General features: G+C 67.6%; 15 protein-coding genes. 12 read left to right on the top strand and 3 right to left on the bottom strand.

Annotated elements, in window-relative coordinates; translation table 11 throughout:
- The 7 genes from QMA07_RS12175 to QMA07_RS12205 all read left to right on the top strand — a co-directional run bounded on the left by QMA07_RS12175 (position 1) and on the right by QMA07_RS12205 (position 7,805).
- Positions 1 to 945 (top strand): ABC transporter permease, encoded by a 945-nt coding sequence (locus QMA07_RS12175; RefSeq protein ID WP_253384359.1) that lies wholly within the window; start codon positions 1 to 3, stop codon positions 943 to 945.
- Entirely contained in the window at positions 942 to 2,771 is a 1,830-nt protein-coding gene (locus tag QMA07_RS12180; protein ID WP_290162205.1) for an ABC transporter ATP-binding protein, read from the top strand. The genes QMA07_RS12175 and QMA07_RS12180 overlap by 4 nt, the downstream gene beginning before the upstream one ends.
- A gap of 69 nt (positions 2,772 to 2,840) precedes the next feature.
- Positions 2,841 to 4,220 carry a glycoside hydrolase family 32 protein gene (locus QMA07_RS12185; RefSeq protein ID WP_290162206.1) on the top strand — a complete coding sequence of 460 codons (1,380 nt, stop codon included), beginning with the start codon at positions 2,841 to 2,843 and terminating at the stop codon, positions 4,218 to 4,220.
- Positions 4,217 to 5,170: a PfkB family carbohydrate kinase gene (locus QMA07_RS12190; protein ID WP_290162208.1), complete on the top strand. Its 954-nt coding sequence runs from the start codon at positions 4,217 to 4,219 to the stop codon at positions 5,168 to 5,170. Before QMA07_RS12185 ends, QMA07_RS12190 begins: the two co-directional genes overlap by 4 nt.
- A 204-nt stretch (positions 5,171 to 5,374) precedes the next feature.
- Positions 5,375 to 6,790 carry a glycoside hydrolase family 32 protein gene (locus tag QMA07_RS12195; RefSeq protein WP_356762991.1) on the top strand — a complete coding sequence of 472 codons (1,416 nt, stop codon included), beginning with the start codon at positions 5,375 to 5,377 and terminating at the stop codon, positions 6,788 to 6,790.
- A 40-nt stretch (positions 6,791 to 6,830) separates the two neighbouring features.
- The gene (locus QMA07_RS12200) at positions 6,831 to 7,031 is read left to right on the top strand and encodes a hypothetical protein (protein ID WP_290162213.1); all 201 of its coding nucleotides are present in this window, start codon (positions 6,831 to 6,833) and stop codon (positions 7,029 to 7,031) included.
- Positions 7,032 to 7,367: 336 nt separating this feature from the next.
- Positions 7,368 to 7,805 carry a hypothetical protein gene (locus QMA07_RS12205; RefSeq protein WP_290162215.1) on the top strand — a complete coding sequence of 146 codons (438 nt, stop codon included), beginning with the start codon at positions 7,368 to 7,370 and terminating at the stop codon, positions 7,803 to 7,805.
- A gap of 415 nt (positions 7,806 to 8,220) precedes the next feature.
- On the opposite strand, the gene QMA07_RS12210 is transcribed toward QMA07_RS12205, so the two are convergent.
- Positions 8,221 to 8,526: a hypothetical protein gene (locus tag QMA07_RS12210; protein ID WP_290162217.1), complete on the bottom strand. Its 306-nt coding sequence runs from the start codon at positions 8,524 to 8,526 to the stop codon at positions 8,221 to 8,223.
- On the bottom strand, positions 8,526 to 9,101 hold the full coding sequence (locus tag QMA07_RS12215; RefSeq protein ID WP_290162219.1) for a helix-turn-helix transcriptional regulator: 576 nt from the start codon (positions 9,099 to 9,101) through the stop codon (positions 8,526 to 8,528). The genes QMA07_RS12210 and QMA07_RS12215 overlap by 1 nt, the downstream gene beginning before the upstream one ends.
- Positions 9,102 to 9,200: 99 nt before the next feature.
- On the opposite strand from QMA07_RS12215, the gene QMA07_RS16965 reads away from it, so the two are divergent.
- A complete protein-coding gene (locus QMA07_RS16965) occupies positions 9,201 to 9,296 on the top strand; it encodes an LPXTG cell wall anchor domain-containing protein (protein ID WP_356762994.1) in 96 nt (31 codons plus the stop codon).
- Positions 9,297 to 9,376: 80 nt separating this feature from the next.
- Here the strand turns inward: QMA07_RS16965 and QMA07_RS12220 are convergent, their stop codons facing one another.
- Positions 9,377 to 10,492, bottom strand: coding sequence for an ROK family protein (locus QMA07_RS12220; protein WP_290162221.1), 1,116 nt, complete (start codon positions 10,490 to 10,492; stop codon positions 9,377 to 9,379).
- Between the two features lie 110 nt (positions 10,493 to 10,602).
- Here QMA07_RS12220 and QMA07_RS12225 point away from each other — a divergent pair, with 110 nt between their 5' ends.
- The 4 genes from QMA07_RS12225 to QMA07_RS12240 all read left to right on the top strand — a co-directional run bounded on the left by QMA07_RS12225 (position 10,603) and on the right by QMA07_RS12240 (position 15,957).
- Positions 10,603 to 12,783 (top strand): alpha-galactosidase, encoded by a 2,181-nt coding sequence (locus QMA07_RS12225; RefSeq protein ID WP_356762926.1) that lies wholly within the window; start codon positions 10,603 to 10,605, stop codon positions 12,781 to 12,783.
- 74 nt (positions 12,784 to 12,857) lie between these two features.
- Positions 12,858 to 14,114, top strand: a complete 1,257-nt coding sequence (locus QMA07_RS12230) for an ABC transporter substrate-binding protein (protein ID WP_290162222.1) — start codon at positions 12,858 to 12,860, stop codon at positions 14,112 to 14,114.
- Positions 14,111 to 15,049, top strand: coding sequence for a sugar ABC transporter permease (locus QMA07_RS12235; protein WP_079113516.1), 939 nt, complete (start codon positions 14,111 to 14,113; stop codon positions 15,047 to 15,049). Before QMA07_RS12230 ends, QMA07_RS12235 begins: the two co-directional genes overlap by 4 nt.
- On the top strand, positions 15,049 to 15,957 hold the full coding sequence (locus QMA07_RS12240) for a carbohydrate ABC transporter permease (RefSeq protein WP_290162226.1): 909 nt from the start codon (positions 15,049 to 15,051) through the stop codon (positions 15,955 to 15,957). The genes QMA07_RS12235 and QMA07_RS12240 overlap by 1 nt, the downstream gene beginning before the upstream one ends.
- Positions 15,958 to 16,068: the final 111 nt, after the last annotated feature.

Raw genomic sequence — 16,068 nt, forward strand, 5'->3', positions numbered from 1 at the left:
ATGTCCGTACAGAATTCCGGATCGAGCATGCTCTCGACGGCGACGACCTCGCGTCCTGGCGTCCCGGTGAAGAGCCCGGTGTACCGCGACCACCTGCTCGCGCGTCTGCTGAGAGACCGTCGTGCCGTGATCGGCCTCGTCATCCTGGCGATCTTCGTCGTCGTCGCCGTGGCCGCGCCGCTGCTGGCACCGGGCAATCCCCGTGCCTCGGTGGTCGCCGGCTCCGAGGCGCCGTCGCTCGCGCACCTTCTCGGCACGACGGCCAAGGGCGAGGACGTCCTCGCGCTTCTGATCTGGGGATCCCAGAGCTCGCTCGGCATCGGGTTCACCGTCGGAGCGCTGGCCACTCTCATCGGTCTGCTGGTCGGTCTGGTGTCGGCCTTCTTCGGCCGGGTCGTCGACGACGTGCTGTCGGTCGTGACGAACATCTTCCTGCTGATCCCCGGGCTGCCCCTCCTGATCATCCTCGCGGCGTTCCTCCCGCCAGGACCCGGGACCATCGTCATCGTGCTCGTGGCCACCGGGTGGGCCGGGTCGGCGCGAGTTGTGCGGTCGCAAGCCCTCTCCCTGCGCGGCAAGGACTACACCGACGCCGCGGTCGTGACCGGGGAGCGTCCGCTGACGATCATGTTCCGCGAGATGCTGCCCAACATGGCGTCCATCGTGATGAGCACCTTCCTCGCCTGCGTGATCTTCGGCATCGGGGCCCAGGCGGGACTGGAGTTCCTCGGCCTCGGCGATGTCTCGGCCATCAGCTGGGGCACCAACCTCTACTGGGCCAGCATCGAAGGCTCCCTCATCCGCGGCACCTGGTGGACCTTCGTCCCGTCGGGCGTCGCCATCGCCCTGGTCGCGTTCGCGCTCGCCCTCATCAACTACGCCGTCGACGAGATCACCAATCCTCGACTCGCCGGACGCACCAAGAGAAAGGACCGCCGGCGATGATCACCACACCGAGCGCGCGCGCGACCGGCGCGCAGGCATCCGACGCGGCCGACGTCATCCTCGACGTCCGCGACCTCACCATCGCCTACGAGGTGAACGGACGATCCGTCACCGCCGTCGAGAACGTGTCCTTCACCATCCGCCGCGGGGAGACTTTCGGCCTGGCCGGAGAATCGGGGAGCGGCAAGAGCACGATCGCGAACGCCATCCTCAAGCTCCTCGGCGGCAACGGCCGCATCGTCTCCGGGTCGATCCGCTGCGGCGATGTCGAGATCGAGCATCTGACCGGGGAGGAGCTGCGCGCGTTCCGGTGGAATCGCGTCTCGATGGTCTTCCAGAGCGCGATGAACTCCCTGAACCCCGTGATGACGGTCGGGGATCAGATCGTCGACGTCTTCACCACGCACCGGAAGATGAGGCGAGCGGAGGCGCGTGAGCGGGCGCGGCAGCTCCTCGAGCTCGTGGGCATCGACCCCGACCGCATGACGTCTTACCCTCATCAGCTCTCCGGGGGCATGCGTCAGCGTGCGGTGATCGCGATCGCCCTGGCCCTCGAGCCCGATCTGCTCATCATGGACGAGCCCACCACGGCGCTCGACGTCGTCGTGCAGCAGGAGATCATCAACGAGATCAAGGAGCTGCAGGCCCGCCTCGGGTTCGCGATCCTCTTCATCACGCACGACCTCTCGCTGATGGTCGAGATCAGTCAGCGCCTCGGCATCATGCGTCACGGTGTTCTGCTGGAGGTGGGGGACTCGGCCGAGGTGTATGCGCGACCGACGCACGAGTACACGCGACAGCTCATCGACGCCTTCCCGCCCGTCACCCGCGACCCGTCCGCGCCGGCATCACCGACGGCCGCGGCCGCGGACGGACCCGCGTCGGATCCGGCCGCGGCGGGCGAGGTCGTGGTCTCGTTCCGCGATGTGACCAAGGACTTCATGGGCGGATCGATGTTCGCGCGCCGCAGCACCAGAGCCGTCGACGGCGCGAGCTTCGATCTGCACGCCGGCGAGATCATGGCGCTCGTGGGCGAGTCCGGCAGCGGCAAGAGCACGATCGCCCGCATCCTCGCACGGCTCGAGCAGCCGTCCGACGGACGCCTGATCGTCGAAGGCATCGATGTGCTCCGCGACGAGCCGCGGCGCGCGTCGCGGCGATACCGGAACACGGTGCAGATGGTGTTCCAGGATCCCTTCGGATCCCTGAACCCGACGAAGCGCATCCGCCACTTCCTCGAGCGCCCGCTCGCCATCTACTCCGACCTCTCCGGCGCACAGCGACGCGAGGAGGCCGCGGCCCTGATGCGCTCCGTCGAGCTCGACCCCGCGCTGCTGGACCGGCACCCGCACGAGCTCTCCGGAGGCCAGCGTCAGCGGGTGGCGATCGCCCGCGCGTTGGCGGTGAACCCGAAGGTGATCCTCGCCGACGAGCCCACCTCGATGCTGGACGTGTCGGTGCGGATGGGGGTGCTGCAGCTGCTGAAGGGCCTCCGCGACGAGCGCGGCATCTCGATCCTCTACATCACGCACGATCTCGCCTCCGCGCGCTTCGTCGCGGACACGACGATCGTCATGCTCCGTGGAGCGCTCGTCGAAGGCGGCGCGAGCGCGGAGGTGATGGACGCGCCGCAGCATCCGTACACCCGGCTGCTCGTCTCAGCCGCCCCCGATCCGCTCCGACGCACCCCCTTCGACCGGGAGGATCGCGCCCGCGTCCGCGCGCAGATCCACACGATCACGGAGGGCCGATCGCCGGCGCAGGAGCGGCCGGCGCATCGATTCGTCTCCTCGACGCACTGGTACAGCCAGGACGGCGTCGAGTGAGAGCCGCGATCCCCATCCCGACGACCCGCACCACGACGACCACCACGACTTCGAACTGAGAACCACGCAATGACGACGCCCCTCACCGATGCGACCAGTCGCCCGCAGGCCCACTTCGCTCCCGCGGAGAACTGGATGAACGACCCGAACGGCCTCATCCACCACGACGGCCTGTACCACCTGTACTTCCAGCACAACCCCGAGTCGGCGGACTGGGGGAACATGAGCTGGGGGCACGCCACCAGCCGGGACCTGCGGACATGGCAGGAGCACGCCGTGGCGTTGCGGTTCGACGACGACGAGCAGATCTTCTCCGGCTCTGTCGTGTTCGACGCGACGAACTCGTCGGGCTTCGGCGTCGACGGCCGTGCGCCTCTGATCGCGCTCTACACCTCGGCGACCGATCACGGCCAGGCGCAGGCGCTCGCCCACAGCGCGGACGGCGGCTACACGTGGACGAAGCACGGCGTGGTCCTCGACCGCGGCACCGCGGACTTCCGCGACCCGAAGGTGTTCCGCCACGGCGGCGAGTGGATCCTCGTCGCGGTGGAGGCGCTCGACCGGCAGGTGCACCTGTTCCGGTCCGATGACCTGCTCGCCTGGCAGCCGCTCAGCGTCTTCGGGCCGTTCGGTGCGCCCGAGGGCATGTGGGAGTGCCCCGACCTGTTCCCGGTGGAGAACAGGTGGGTGCTGGCGCTGTCGGTGAATCCGGGGCATCCGGGCGGCGGCTCGGGCATGCAGTACATCGTGGGCGACTTCGACGGGGAGGCATTCACCCCGTCGCGCTGGGACTGGCTCGATCACGGGCACGACTACTACGCCGGGGTCACCTTCAGCGGTCTGGAAGAACCGGTGATGCTCGCCTGGCTCAGCAACTGGGCGTACGCGCGCGAGGTTCCCACGCACCCGTGGCGCGGCAGCATGGCGCTGCCGCGTCGGCTCTCGCTCCGCGGAGATGTGCTGCTGCAGCGGCCCGCCGTCGAGGTCGACCGTCCGGCCGCCTTCTCGTGCGAGCACACCCCCGCCCCCGTGGGCGGATTCGAGCTGCCGCGGGAGGCGCAGGGAGCCGCGCTGCGCATCGAGCTCGCGATCCGTCCCGCTGAGGCGGAGGTCGAGCTGCACGTCCGTGCCGGAGCGGAGCCGGGCGATGCCATCGTCGTGCGGTACGCCGACGGCGTACTGAGCGTGGACCGCTCCGGCGCGTCGAACACGTCGTTCTCGGCCGACTACGGGCTCACCTCGTCGGCGCCCGTGGAGGTGCGCGACGGCGTTCTCGACCTCGACGTCTGGGTCGACAGCACTTCGGTCGAGGTGTTCGCCGACGGGGGCGCGGTCACGTTCAGCGAGCAGATCGTGACCACGGACGAGCGGGTCGGCGTCCGCATCGCGGCGAGTCGCCCCGGGGCGTCGATCGACTCGCTGGTGGTCACCGATCTGGATCGCCGATGACCGGCGCGGCGGCCGGATCGCTCGATGCCCTCGTCATCGGCGAGGCACTCGTCGACGTCGTCGACGACGGCACGTCGACGACGGAGCATCCGGGCGGAAGCCCTGCCAATGTCGCCCTGGGGCTCGGACGCCGGGGCCTCGACGTCGCACTGCTGACCGACCTCGGACGCGACGCGCGAGGGAGCCGGATCGTGCACCACCTGGAGCGGTCGGGTGTGCGCGTGCTGACCGGATCCTTCTCCGATCGCCCCACCTCCACTGCGACCGCGACCATGCGCGAAGACGGTTCGGCGTCGTACCTCTTCGACGTGCAGTGGAATCCCGGGGCGGCGCCGCTGGCGGTCGCCCCCGCACTCGTGCACACCGGATCGATCGGCGCCTTCCTCTCGCCGGGTCGCGCGACCGTTCTCGCGCACCTGGATCGGCTCGATGCGCGTCTCGTCACGTTCGACCCGAACATCCGCCCTGCTTTGCTGGGCACCCATGCCGAGACGATCGCGGACTTCGAGGAGCTGGCCTCTCGGGCGGACGTCGTGAAGATGAGCGATGAGGATGCCGAGTGGCTGTATCCGCGGCTGTCGCCGACCGAGGTAGGCGAGCGGGTGAGTGCCCTGGGCCCGCGGTTGGTCGTGACAACCCTCGGCGCCGATGGTGCCCTCCTCGTCGCTCAGGGCATCGCCGTCTCCGTCGCCGCGGCCGCCGTGCCGGTCACGGACACGATCGGCGCCGGCGACACCTATATGAGCTCGCTCATCGCAGACCTGCTGGCCGCGGATCGTCCTCTCGACCGGTCGACGATCGAGGTCCTCGGCGTCCGCGCTGCCGGGGCCGCGGCGATCACGGTGTCCAGGGCCGGAGCGGACCTGCCCTGGGCGACGGATCTTGCGACGGCCGCGCTGCCGTCGTTCGACGCGATCGGCGGGCGAGCGCCTGCCGTCGCGCACCCCTAACGGCAGCGCCGATGCTGCCCTCAACGGAAGGTGATCATGGACACTCCTCACGCGCTCTCCCGCCGCGCACTCCTCGCAGGGGCGGGGGCCGCCGCGATCGGCGGCTCGCTCGCCCTGGTGGGCGGTGAATCCGCCGTCGCCTCGACACTCGCTCCCGCGAATCCTTCCGCAGCGGGAGGCCCCTCTTCGAAAGGACGATCGCGCATGCGACCGACATACCACTTCAGCGTGCCCGACAACTGGAAGAACGACCCCCAGCGGCCGATCTACCTCGACGGCGAGTACCACTACTACTACCTCTACAACGCCGACTACCTCGAGGGCGGAGTCGGCACGTCGTGGCGCCGCGCGACGACCCGTGACCATGTCGAGTTCCGCGACCGCGGCGAGGCGATCCCGAAGTTCAGCGATGCCAACGGCGACTGCTGGTCGGGATCGCTGGTCGTCGACGAGCAGAACACGGCGGGATACGGTGCCGGTGCCGTCATCGCCCTCGTCACGCAGGCTCCGGAGGGGCGACAGGCGCAGTACCTCTGGTATTCGACAGACCGTGGTCGCTCCTTCCGCCCGGGTGGCACGGCACCGGTGCTCGCGAATCCCGGAACGCCGGACTTCCGAGACCCCAAGGTGATCTGGGACTCCGACCGGAGCCGGTGGTTCATGGCCAATGCGGAGGGGCAGAAGATCGGCTTCTACGCGTCCGCCGACCTGCGCTCCTGGACGCGGGTGGGGGAGTTCGTGCGCACCGACCTCGGCCTTCTAGAATGTCCGGACATCTTCCGGATGACGGCGGACGATGGAACCTCCCACTGGATCCTCGGCACCAGCGCGAACGGCAAAGGGCGCGGCCTTCCGGCCACCTACGCCTACTGGACGGGGCGCTTCGACGGCGTGTCTTTCGTCACCGACCGCGAGGAACCGGAATGGCTCGACTACGGCTTCGACTTCTACGGCGCGGTGACGTACCCGAACCACGACCGGACAGGAGCGGAGGATCCGACCCTGCGGCGCGCGATCGGTTGGGCGAACTTCTGGGACTACCCGCACAACACCCCCACCCTTGCCACGGACGGTTACAACGGCGATGACATGATCGCCCGGGACGTCCGACTGAAGCGCGGGGCTGGCGGGTACTATCTCGCTTCCGTCCCCACCGCCGCACTCGCTGACCGAGTGAAGCGCACGCACAGCCTGGGTGACGTCGAGGTCACAGGTACCCGAGACCTCGATCTTCAAGAGCTGGCGTACGACATCTCCTGCGAGATCGTCTGGAATCCCGCCTCCCCGCCGGCGAACGTCGGCTTCGAGGTGTGCCGCGCACCCGGCGGTGGGCGCCACGTCGCTGTCGGAGCGTACCTTCCCGGTCCTTTTGCCTACGTCAACCGGCGTCCCACGATCAACCCGACGGGTGGGGAGACGCAGACTCCGTTCGATCCGTCGACCGGACGACTCAACCTGCGCATCCTCGTCGACCGCACGAGCGTCGAGATGTTCATCGGAGACGGCCGCGCTGTGCACTCCCACCGCGTCTTCCCACTGGAAGGCGACAACCGCATTCGCTTGTATTCGCATGAGGGGACGAGCACGTTCCGGGGACTCACCATCCGCAGGCTCGGTTAGGAGGCGCGGCCTCTTGTCTGCGTTCAGGATCACGGCGAGTGTGACCGATGGAGAGGATCTACGTGCGTTGATCTGGTGGCGCCAGGTCACCGCCGGCACCGGTGTGTACGCGGCGCACGTGCCGATCTCCACCTGGATCGGTGCCGCTGGCCCCGAAAGCCAGGCCGACACCATCGCCGAGCACTACTGGGACATCTATACCCGGCGAGACGGCGCCGAACACCCCTATCCTGCGACGTGACGCACAGGCCTCGACAGCCGCAAAAGTAGCAGCAACCGAGGGGATGCCGGAGGCGAAAGCTCCCGGCATCCCCTCTCTGCGGCCAGCGGTGGATCAGCCTGCTGCCGGGGCGATCTCGTTCAGCGTTTCGTCGAGCTCGGGGTGAGGTGGGCTGCGCCGGATAGCTGCGATAAGTGGTCTTATCGTCGGGAAACGGCCAGACAGGGAAGTAAGAAGGAGCTGAGCAGGGGAGTGCGCGTTTCCAGTGCTGGCGCGGAGGAACGGCCTGACACGCGGACTTGATGCCGAAGCTGAGAGGCCCCCGGTCGGGCGCCTCTCGCCCAGTAGGCTCACGGCATGGAATCGGCTCAGCCCTTCGATCACGCCGCGTGGGTCGCGAACGAAGGAGCAATCAGGCGTCGGCGAGCGATGTGGATCGCGCTCGTCATCGCGGCGCTGCTGCTGGCGCTGTTGTACGGCGGACGCGTCGCCTGGCTGTCCATGATGGCTACTGAGGGCGATGTCCCGCCGGCGTCCTCGGTGCCGCTGCCGGAGGGGGCAGAGATCATGGGCGACAGCATCGGCTGCGGAAGCGGAGGATGCTCTGTCACGTTCACAGTGCGGCCACCTGCGGGGCAGTCGCCGGAAGCGCTCGCTGAGCAGATGGGGGCCACCCCGCAGATGTCGGTACCGGGTACATTCTGGGATCCGCGCACCGTGTGGGTGTCGGCTCGGCCAGCGGGCAGTGTCCTGAACCTCGTGGTCGATTACTGGTCCACGGAGTGGGTTCCGTAACTCGAGGCTCGCCCGCGGGTCACGCGATGTCACCAACCTCAAACGGTCCGCCTCGCGGGCTGCTCTCGTTGCCGAGTACGTGGAGATGCTCAACCGTGTTGAAACCCTTCGCTGAGAACGCCGTCGCCCGCCGTGACATCAGAGGTCGATTGGTCCGGGCGAGGGAACCACTGTCGGCAATCCGCCGTCGAGGATTCGCTCGACCATGCCGATAGCGCGGGCGGTGAGGCCGTCACCGGGATAGAAGTCCTCGTAGTGCCTCGACCTCCGCCAGCGTGGCGAGGCTGCACAGGGCGAGCAGTTGGCGGATGTCGTCCACGTCGCGCCCCGGGCGATTGGCGCGGAGCTTCATGGCGAGGAGCGCCTCCTTCGAGGCGACTTGGACGACAACGCTGTCGCGGTCGTAGATCGTCTCTCACTCGACGGGTCGCCGCCCGAACGTGGGCACCGAGTCTGCGTTCTCCACAGCGAAGTTGAACCAGCCGGCGCTCCATCCTCGTCGATCCGCCACACGCTCGGCTGCGGCGAGGACGGCGTCATCGCTTCCGGGGTGAATGTGAAGAGAATCGAGGTCTCCAGTGGCGCGCCGGTCGAAGTACCTGATGACGAGCGCGGCACCGCCGACGAGGCGTATGCCCGTGACTTCACCGGCCGTGTGGAGCTCACCGACGAGGTCACGGAGGCCGGAGATGATGTCGTCGCGATCAAGCGAGTCGCCCATCAGACGCTCACCAGAGTGTCTCGCCAGACAAGGACGCCACGCTCGAGGAACTCGGCGGGGACATCCTCGGGTGCCGGGATCGGGTCCGCAGGATCGACGTCCAGGGTTCGAGGCGCCCGGAGCTGTCTGTTCGGAGCGTCAACCCATGCGGGAGAGGGGAGTCCCTCCTCGCTGAGACGAAGATCCACGAGTGCTGCAAGGGCCGCATCCCACGCGCGGTCACCAGTCGGCTCCGGCTCGGCGAGGCCGAGGACCCCGCGTACAAGGCCGTGTTCGGAGTCGAGGTTGTCACTCAACTGGATGAGCTCGCGAAGAGCACTGTACTTGTCGCCCGCACGCAGGTACCTACGGATCGCTGCGGCGATGGTCGCCGCGTCGTCCCGCCGCGTGGGTGCGGAATACAGTCGGTGGCCGGTGCCGCTGAGGAAGCGCTCGATGGTGCTGAATTCGGCCTCGCGACCGCTTTCGAATCGCGAGACTCGGCCCTGGTCGACGTTGGTCCGTTGGGCGAGATCCTTCTGTGTGAGGCCGCGGCTCTTTCGAGCGGCGCGCAAGAGAACTGATGCGTTCGTCATGTCGCCTCCTCTCAGAAATGTTTTCAGAGCCATATTCTACCGGGTCTCGAGACTGAGCGGGACCGACGCAGTGGCGCGCTCGCGTACAGCGGTTCGGACATCGCAGCTCCCGCAGCCGCCGCAGCGGGCTTGCTCCTAGTCGCAGGTGCAGTCTTCCTCCTGCTGCGGCGCCGGAGAGGGAACACGGGGATCTAGTCGGAAAGTACCCCGCGTGACAGCCCGGTTCGGGTCCGTGGCGTCAACGGGAGCAAATCCTCGCTCCCGTTGACTGACGGTCAGGAGGAGAACGACAAGGTCGCGATCGCTGACTGGATCGCCACCGCGGCGGCGCCTCGGGCCCAGGCGGTGAAACCGGGTTCGTCGATGTAGAGCTCGATGGGATCCGCGAGAGGGTCGCGGTCAGTGGCGATGGCTCGCCGGATGGATGCTTCTGCGACGCTGAACAGCCCGATGCCGTCGCCGGCGAGAACCGCGGCCGGCTGCATCGTGAGGTTCGCAGCGAGGGCGATGAATCGGCCGAGCGCTTCGCCGGCCGCATCCGCCACTGCTGTCGCCGCCGGGTCTCCGCCGGCGGCGAGCGCCAGGAACTCCTCGTACTCGATCGGTCTCCGCAGGGCACCGGAGACCTGGGCGGTGATCGATCCGGAGGTGAGCATGGCCTGCGCGCACCCGCGGTGCCCTCGGTCGCAGAGGGGCCCGTTGGCTGCGAGAGGGATGTGTCCGCCGAGGCCCGCGCCGACCTCGCGGGTGCGCACGACCTCGTTGTGCGCGACGACCGCGTAGCCGATGCCCTCGCCGATCGTGATCACCGAGAACCCGGGCAGGCCGCGGCCCATGCCGAACCACCGCTCGGCCTCCGCGAGCGCGACGAGGTCGTTCTCGACGGTGACGGGCAGTCCGGTCGCCTCGGCGAGCATTGCGGCGAACGGCACTCCGCGCCAGTCGAGGAACGGTGCGAACTCGACGACGCCGTCGTCGACCGAGCCGCCGAGGCTGACGCCGATGCCGCGGATGTCGCCATCGAAATCTTCGATCGCCGCCCGGATGTCGGAGACGACGCTCGACGGATCGGCGGCGGTGAGAGGACGCGTCGATGACGCGACGAGGGTCGCGCGGACGTCGGTGAGAACCGCGTGCAGAGTGTCGCCGGTGAGCTTGATGCCGATGAAGAAGCCCCGATCGGGGGCGATGTCGAGCGGCCGTGTCGGTCGGCCGACGGATCCGTCGACGACGTCGTCGAGTTCGACGAGGAGACCGGTGTCGAGGAACGGCTTCGCCAGGCGGGTGAGGCTCGCGGCGGAGAGCCCCAACCGGGTCGTGAGAGCAGAGCGGGAGATGGGGCCGTGGATCAGCACCGCTTCAGCGAGCGCGGTTTCACTCTCTGTGAGCACGGTCACCTCCTCGTTGCTTCCATTCTGGCAGTAAAAGGGCGCCTTGTCGCGCGCTATCCGGTCCTGAAGTCGCTCTTGGCAGCCCTTTACTTTCGTGATAGAACTAATCCATGCATTTCAGCAATGAGGCTCTGCAGGAGAGCGTGATGGATGATCTCGAGTCCCCGGCCGCCCACGATCGCGTGATCCACCTCCACCGCGGTGGGACGAGTGTCGTCATCGACCTCGAGTCCGAAGAGGTGCCCGTCATCGTCCACTGGGGCGAGGAGCTGCTCGACTCGACTCCGGCGACGTTGCGCAGCCTCGCCGTCGCCGCCCGCCCGCAGCGAGTGTCCGGCGGTCTCGACCGCACGCCGCGACTCGGCGCCGTCGCCACCGAGGCATCGGGCTGGCTCGGCACGCCGACCATCGAGGGGCACCGTGCAGGCGTCGGCTTCAGCATCAAGCCCGAGGTCGTCGAGGTGCGCGTCGAACACCACGCCGCCACGGTCGAGCTGGAGGACGCGGAAGCGGGGATCCACCTCCGCTGGGACGTCGAAGTCGGCGTAGCCGGGCTTCTCCATCAGCGCATGACCGTGAGCAACAGCGGCGATGGCGCCTACTCCCTCGATGCTCTGCAGCTCGCCTTCCCCACACCAGGGGATGCCACGGAACTGCTCGACACCACCGGTCACCATCTTCGCGAGCGCAGCGCTCAGCGGCACGTCTTCACTCTGGGCACGCACCTGCGGGAGAGCCGGAGGGGGCGTCCGGGGGCAGACGCGACGGTGCTGCTGGCCGCGGGGCGGCCCGGCTTCGGGTTCGAGTCCGGTCGGGTGCACGGCATCCACGTCGCGTGGAGCGGAAATCACCGTGTCCTCGCGGAGCGGGTCGTGACCGGCGATGCCTTCCTCGCCGGCGGTGAACTCTTCGCACCGGGCGAGGTCATGATCGCCCCCGGAGCGTCCGTGTCATCGCCCTGGGTGATCGGCTCGTGGGGTGACGGTCTCAACCAGCTCTCGCGGCGCTTCCACGCCGAGTGGCGGGACCGCCCGCAGCATCCGCGCCGTGCGCGTCCAGTCACTCTGAACACGTGGGAAGCCGTCTACTTCGACCACGACTTCGATCGGCTATCGGCTCTCGCCGATGCCGCTGCCGAGGTCGGGATCGAACGGTTCGTGCTCGACGACGGGTGGTTCACCGGGCGACGTGACGACACCCGAGGACTCGGCGACTGGCAGGTGGATGCCGGGGTCTGGCCCGACGGTCTGCATCCTCTCGTCTGCAAGGTCAACGATCTCGGCATGGAATTCGGTCTCTGGGTGGAGCCCGAGATGGTGAACCCCGACAGCGACCTCGCCCGCGCGCATCCCGACTGGATCCTTCAAGGCCGGTCGTCTCTACCGCCGTCCGCACGGCAGCAGCAGGTGCTCGACCTCGCGAATCCCGAGGCCTACCGGCACATCGCGGATAGCCTTCTCGCGCTCCTGGCCGAGTACCCGATCGCCTATCTCAAGTGGGATCACAACCGGGACCTCGTCGATGCGGGCAGCGGGCCCGGGGGATCGCCGCGGGTGCGCGAGCACACGCTCGCTCTCTACCGACTGCTCGACGAGCTGAAGGCCGCCCACCCCGACCTCGAGATCGAGAGTTGCGCATCGGGCGGTGCTCGGGTCGACCTCGGCATCCTCGACCGCACCGACCGCATCTGGACCAGCGACAGTCTCGATCCGATCGAGCGGCTCGAGAACCAGCGCTACACCGGCCTCGTCGTGCCACCCGAGATGATGGGCATGCACCTCACGAGTCCCGTCGTGCACTCGTCCGGGCGCACGGTCTCGCTTGAGCTGAGCGCCGCCGTCGCGCTTCTCGGCCACTTCGGCGTCGAATGGGATCTCACCTCGGCCGACGAGCAGACCCGGGAGCGCGTCGCCGCCTGGATCGCTCTCGCGAAACGGCTGCGTCCGTTGATCGCCGACGGCACCGTCATCCACGTCGACGGCGCCGAGCCGGGCATCGACGTCCGAGGAATCGTCGCCGACGACGCCCAGTCCGCCGTGTTCACCATCACGCAGGTCGCGACGAGCGCCGCCTACCCGGCGGGGCGCGTCCGGTTCCCGGGGCTCGACCCTGCGCGCTCGTACGCACTCCGCATCCTCTCGCGTCCTGCGCACGATCCTGCGCAGTCGTCGCTCGCGTGGGCGGAGGAGCCGGTCACCATGACCGGCCGTGAGCTCGGGAGCATCGGGGTTCGACCGCCCGTGCAGTTCCCTCAGCAGGCGACCGTCGTCGAGATCGTTTCACAGCACTGACAACCGAGCAGTTCCCCGCGCAAGGAGGCGCACACATGAGAATCAGACATCGAAAGTCGGTCCGCGTAGGAGCCATGGCGGCTGCCCTCGGCACCGTCGTGGCATTGGGCGGATGCGCGTCGTCGCCGAACGACGGCATCACCACCCTGAGCTTCTTCCAGTTCAAGGGAGAGGCGCTCGAGGACTTCAACGCGATCATCGCGGATTTCGAGGCCGAGAATCCCGACATCCGCGTCGTGCAGAACCAGGTCGCCGATTCCGAGACCCTCATCCGCACACTCCTCGTGAAGGACAAGGCGCCCGACGTCATCACCCTGAACGCGAACGGCGGATTCGGAGACCTGTCGGAGGCGGGCGTCTTCTACGACTTCTCGGATGAACCGGTGCTGCAGACCATCAACCCCGCGGTGCAGGAGATCCTCGCCGACCTCGGCACCAAGCAGGGCGAGGTCAACGGGCTCGGCTACGTCAACAACGCCAACGGCGTGATCTACAACCAGGACATCTTCGCGGAGCAGGGGCTCGAGGTGCCCGAGACGTGGGATGAGTTCATCGCCGTCTGCGACGCCCTCGTGGCGGCGGGCATCACACCGTTCTACGGCACCCTCGCCGACTCATGGACGGGGATGCCGTCGTGGAACGCCCTGGGGGCCTACGCCTCACAGGACGGCTTCTTCGATGACATGAGGGCTGAGGGGGAGGACGTCGGTGCGGATTCCGCCGTGTCGTTCGAGAACGACTTCCCCGAGGTCATGGCTCAGCAGGCCGAACTCTTCTCCTATATGCAGGAGGGCTACCGTGGTCGCACGTACGACGACGGGAATGCGGCGTTCGCCCGCGGCGAGTCGGCGATGCTGCTGCAGGGGATCTGGGCGCTCAACCCGGTGAAGGCGATCAACCCCGACCTCAACGCGGCGATCTTCCCGTACCCGGCGGCCGACGATCCGGATGATCGCCTGCTGGTCTCCGGAGTCGACGTCGTCGTGACCATGGCGAAGGACACCCCTCATCGCGAGGAGGCGCTGCGCTTCATCGAGTACCTGTTCGATGTCGGGGTGATCGAGGAATTCGCCGCCTCCCAGAACATGATCCCGTCCGTGACGGGCGCCGAGCTGAGTGACGATCCTGCTCTGCAGTCGGTCAAGCCGTACTTCGACGAGGGCAAGATCACCGGGTTCATCGATCACCAGGTGCCGCCGAGCATCCCGCTGGTCGCGATCGTGCAGCAGTTCCTCTTCGACGGTGACGCCGATGCGGCGCTGTCGACCCTCGACAGCGAGTGGCGAAAAGTCGCGGCCCGCACCATCCCCGTGACGGGAGAAGACGAATGAGCACTCTGACCAGCGCTGTGCGTGCCACGACCCCCGGGCCTGAGGGCACGAAGCGAGCGCGGCGCGTCCGCACCGCGAGCTCCCGCGCCCTGCCGGCGTACTACTGGATGGTCTGGCCCGCCGTCATCGCGTTCGCGGCGTTCCACACCATCCCCGTCATCGTGGGCATCTTCTTCAGCTTCACGAACTACGCGGGCTACGGCGACTGGAACTTCGTCGGCATCTCGAACTACCTCAACCTCTTCAAGGATGACCGTGTCCTGAAGGCCTACGGGTTCTCGTTCCTGTTCGCCATCGTCGCCACGATCCTCACGAACGTGATCTCGCTGTCGATCGCCATGGGTCTCAACGCCAAGATCCGCGCGCGGAACTTCTGGCGCGGCGTCTACTTCGTTCCCTACGTGCTGGCGATCCTCGTGATCGGCTACGTCTTCCAGTTCCTGTTCTCGAACTCGCTGCCGAAGATCCTCTCGGGCATCCCACTCTTCCGCGACAACATCCTCACCAACCCCGACTGGGCATGGACGGCGATCGTCGCACTCGCGGTCTGGCAGGCCTGCGCGTTCTCGATCATCATCTACCTCTCGGGGCTGCAGACGATCCCGAGCGAGCTGTACGAGGCCGCATCTCTCGATGGTGCCTCGTCGTGGCGTCAGTTCGGATCCATCACCTTCCCGCTCATCAGCGCGTTCTTCACGATCAACGTCGTGCTGAGCCTCAAGGGCTTCCTGCAGGTCTTCGACCCGATCGTCGCCCTCACCAACGGAGGGCCGGGCACGTCGACCGAATCGGTCACCCTGCTCGTCTTCCGCGGCGGATTCTCCGGCGGGGAGTTCGCCTACCAGACCGCGAACGCCGTGATCTTCTTCATCGTGATCACGATCGTCTCGCTCCTGCAGTTCCGGGTCCTTCAGCGCAGAGAGGCCGATATCTGATGACCACCGCAACCACGATCCTCGCCGAAGCCGAGGCGACGACGCCCCGCCCGGGATGGCGTGCACGTCGCGCCGCCGAGAACGACGACACCCGCAAGACGAACTGGTGGGCCACCGCGCTCATCGCCGTCTGCTCGCTCACCGTGATCATCCCGCTCTACCTCGCGGTCGCCGTCGCGCTCAAGACGCCCGAGCAGCTGGCCGCCGGCAACGGGTTCGAGTGGCCGAATCCGATCCGGTGGGAGAACTTCGCGGATGCGTGGGCGCGGACCGCATTCCCGCAGGCGCTGCTCAACACCGCGCTGATCACGGTCGGAGCGGTCGTCTTCACCCTGCTGACCAGCTCGGTGGTGGCCTACGCGCTGGCACGCAACAGCCACCGACCGTTCTTCAAGGGCGTGTTCTTCTACTTCCTCGCCGCGCTGTTCATCCCGTTCCCGATCATCATGCTGCCGCTGGTCAAGCAGACATCGCTCCTCGGGCTCGACAACCAGGTCGGCATGATCGTGCTCTACACGATCTTCGGAATCTCGCTGAACGTCTTCATCTACAGCGCCTACATCCGCTCGATCCCGATCGAGCTCGAAGAGGCGGCCCGCGTCGACGGAGCATCCACGTGGCGGGTGTTCTGGCAGATCGTGTTCCCCCTGTTGACCCCGATGAACGCCACCGTCGGCATCCTCACCTGCGTGTGGGCGTGGAACGACTTCATCATGCCGCTCGTGGTGCTCACCGACCCCGGTGCGCGCACCATCCCGCTGGCCCAGTACGTGTTCCAGGGCCAGTACAACACCGACTACACGACCGCCTTCGCCTCATACCTGATGGCCATGGCACCGCTGCTGATCGTCTACATCTTCTCGCAGCGGTGGGTCATCTCCGGAGTCACCCGGGGGTCGATCAAGTAGTCGACGCAGGGATCAGAGAGTCAGGGAAGTCGGCACGGCCCGCAGCATCTGCGGGCCGTGCCGTCGTGTCGGCCCGCACGCTGAGCCTCGCCGGGGTGTCGACCGTCAGGG

Origin of the sequence: Microbacterium sp. APC 3901 (genome assembly GCF_030407765.1) — a bacterium.
Lineage (GTDB): Bacteria > Actinomycetota > Actinomycetes > Actinomycetales > Microbacteriaceae > Microbacterium.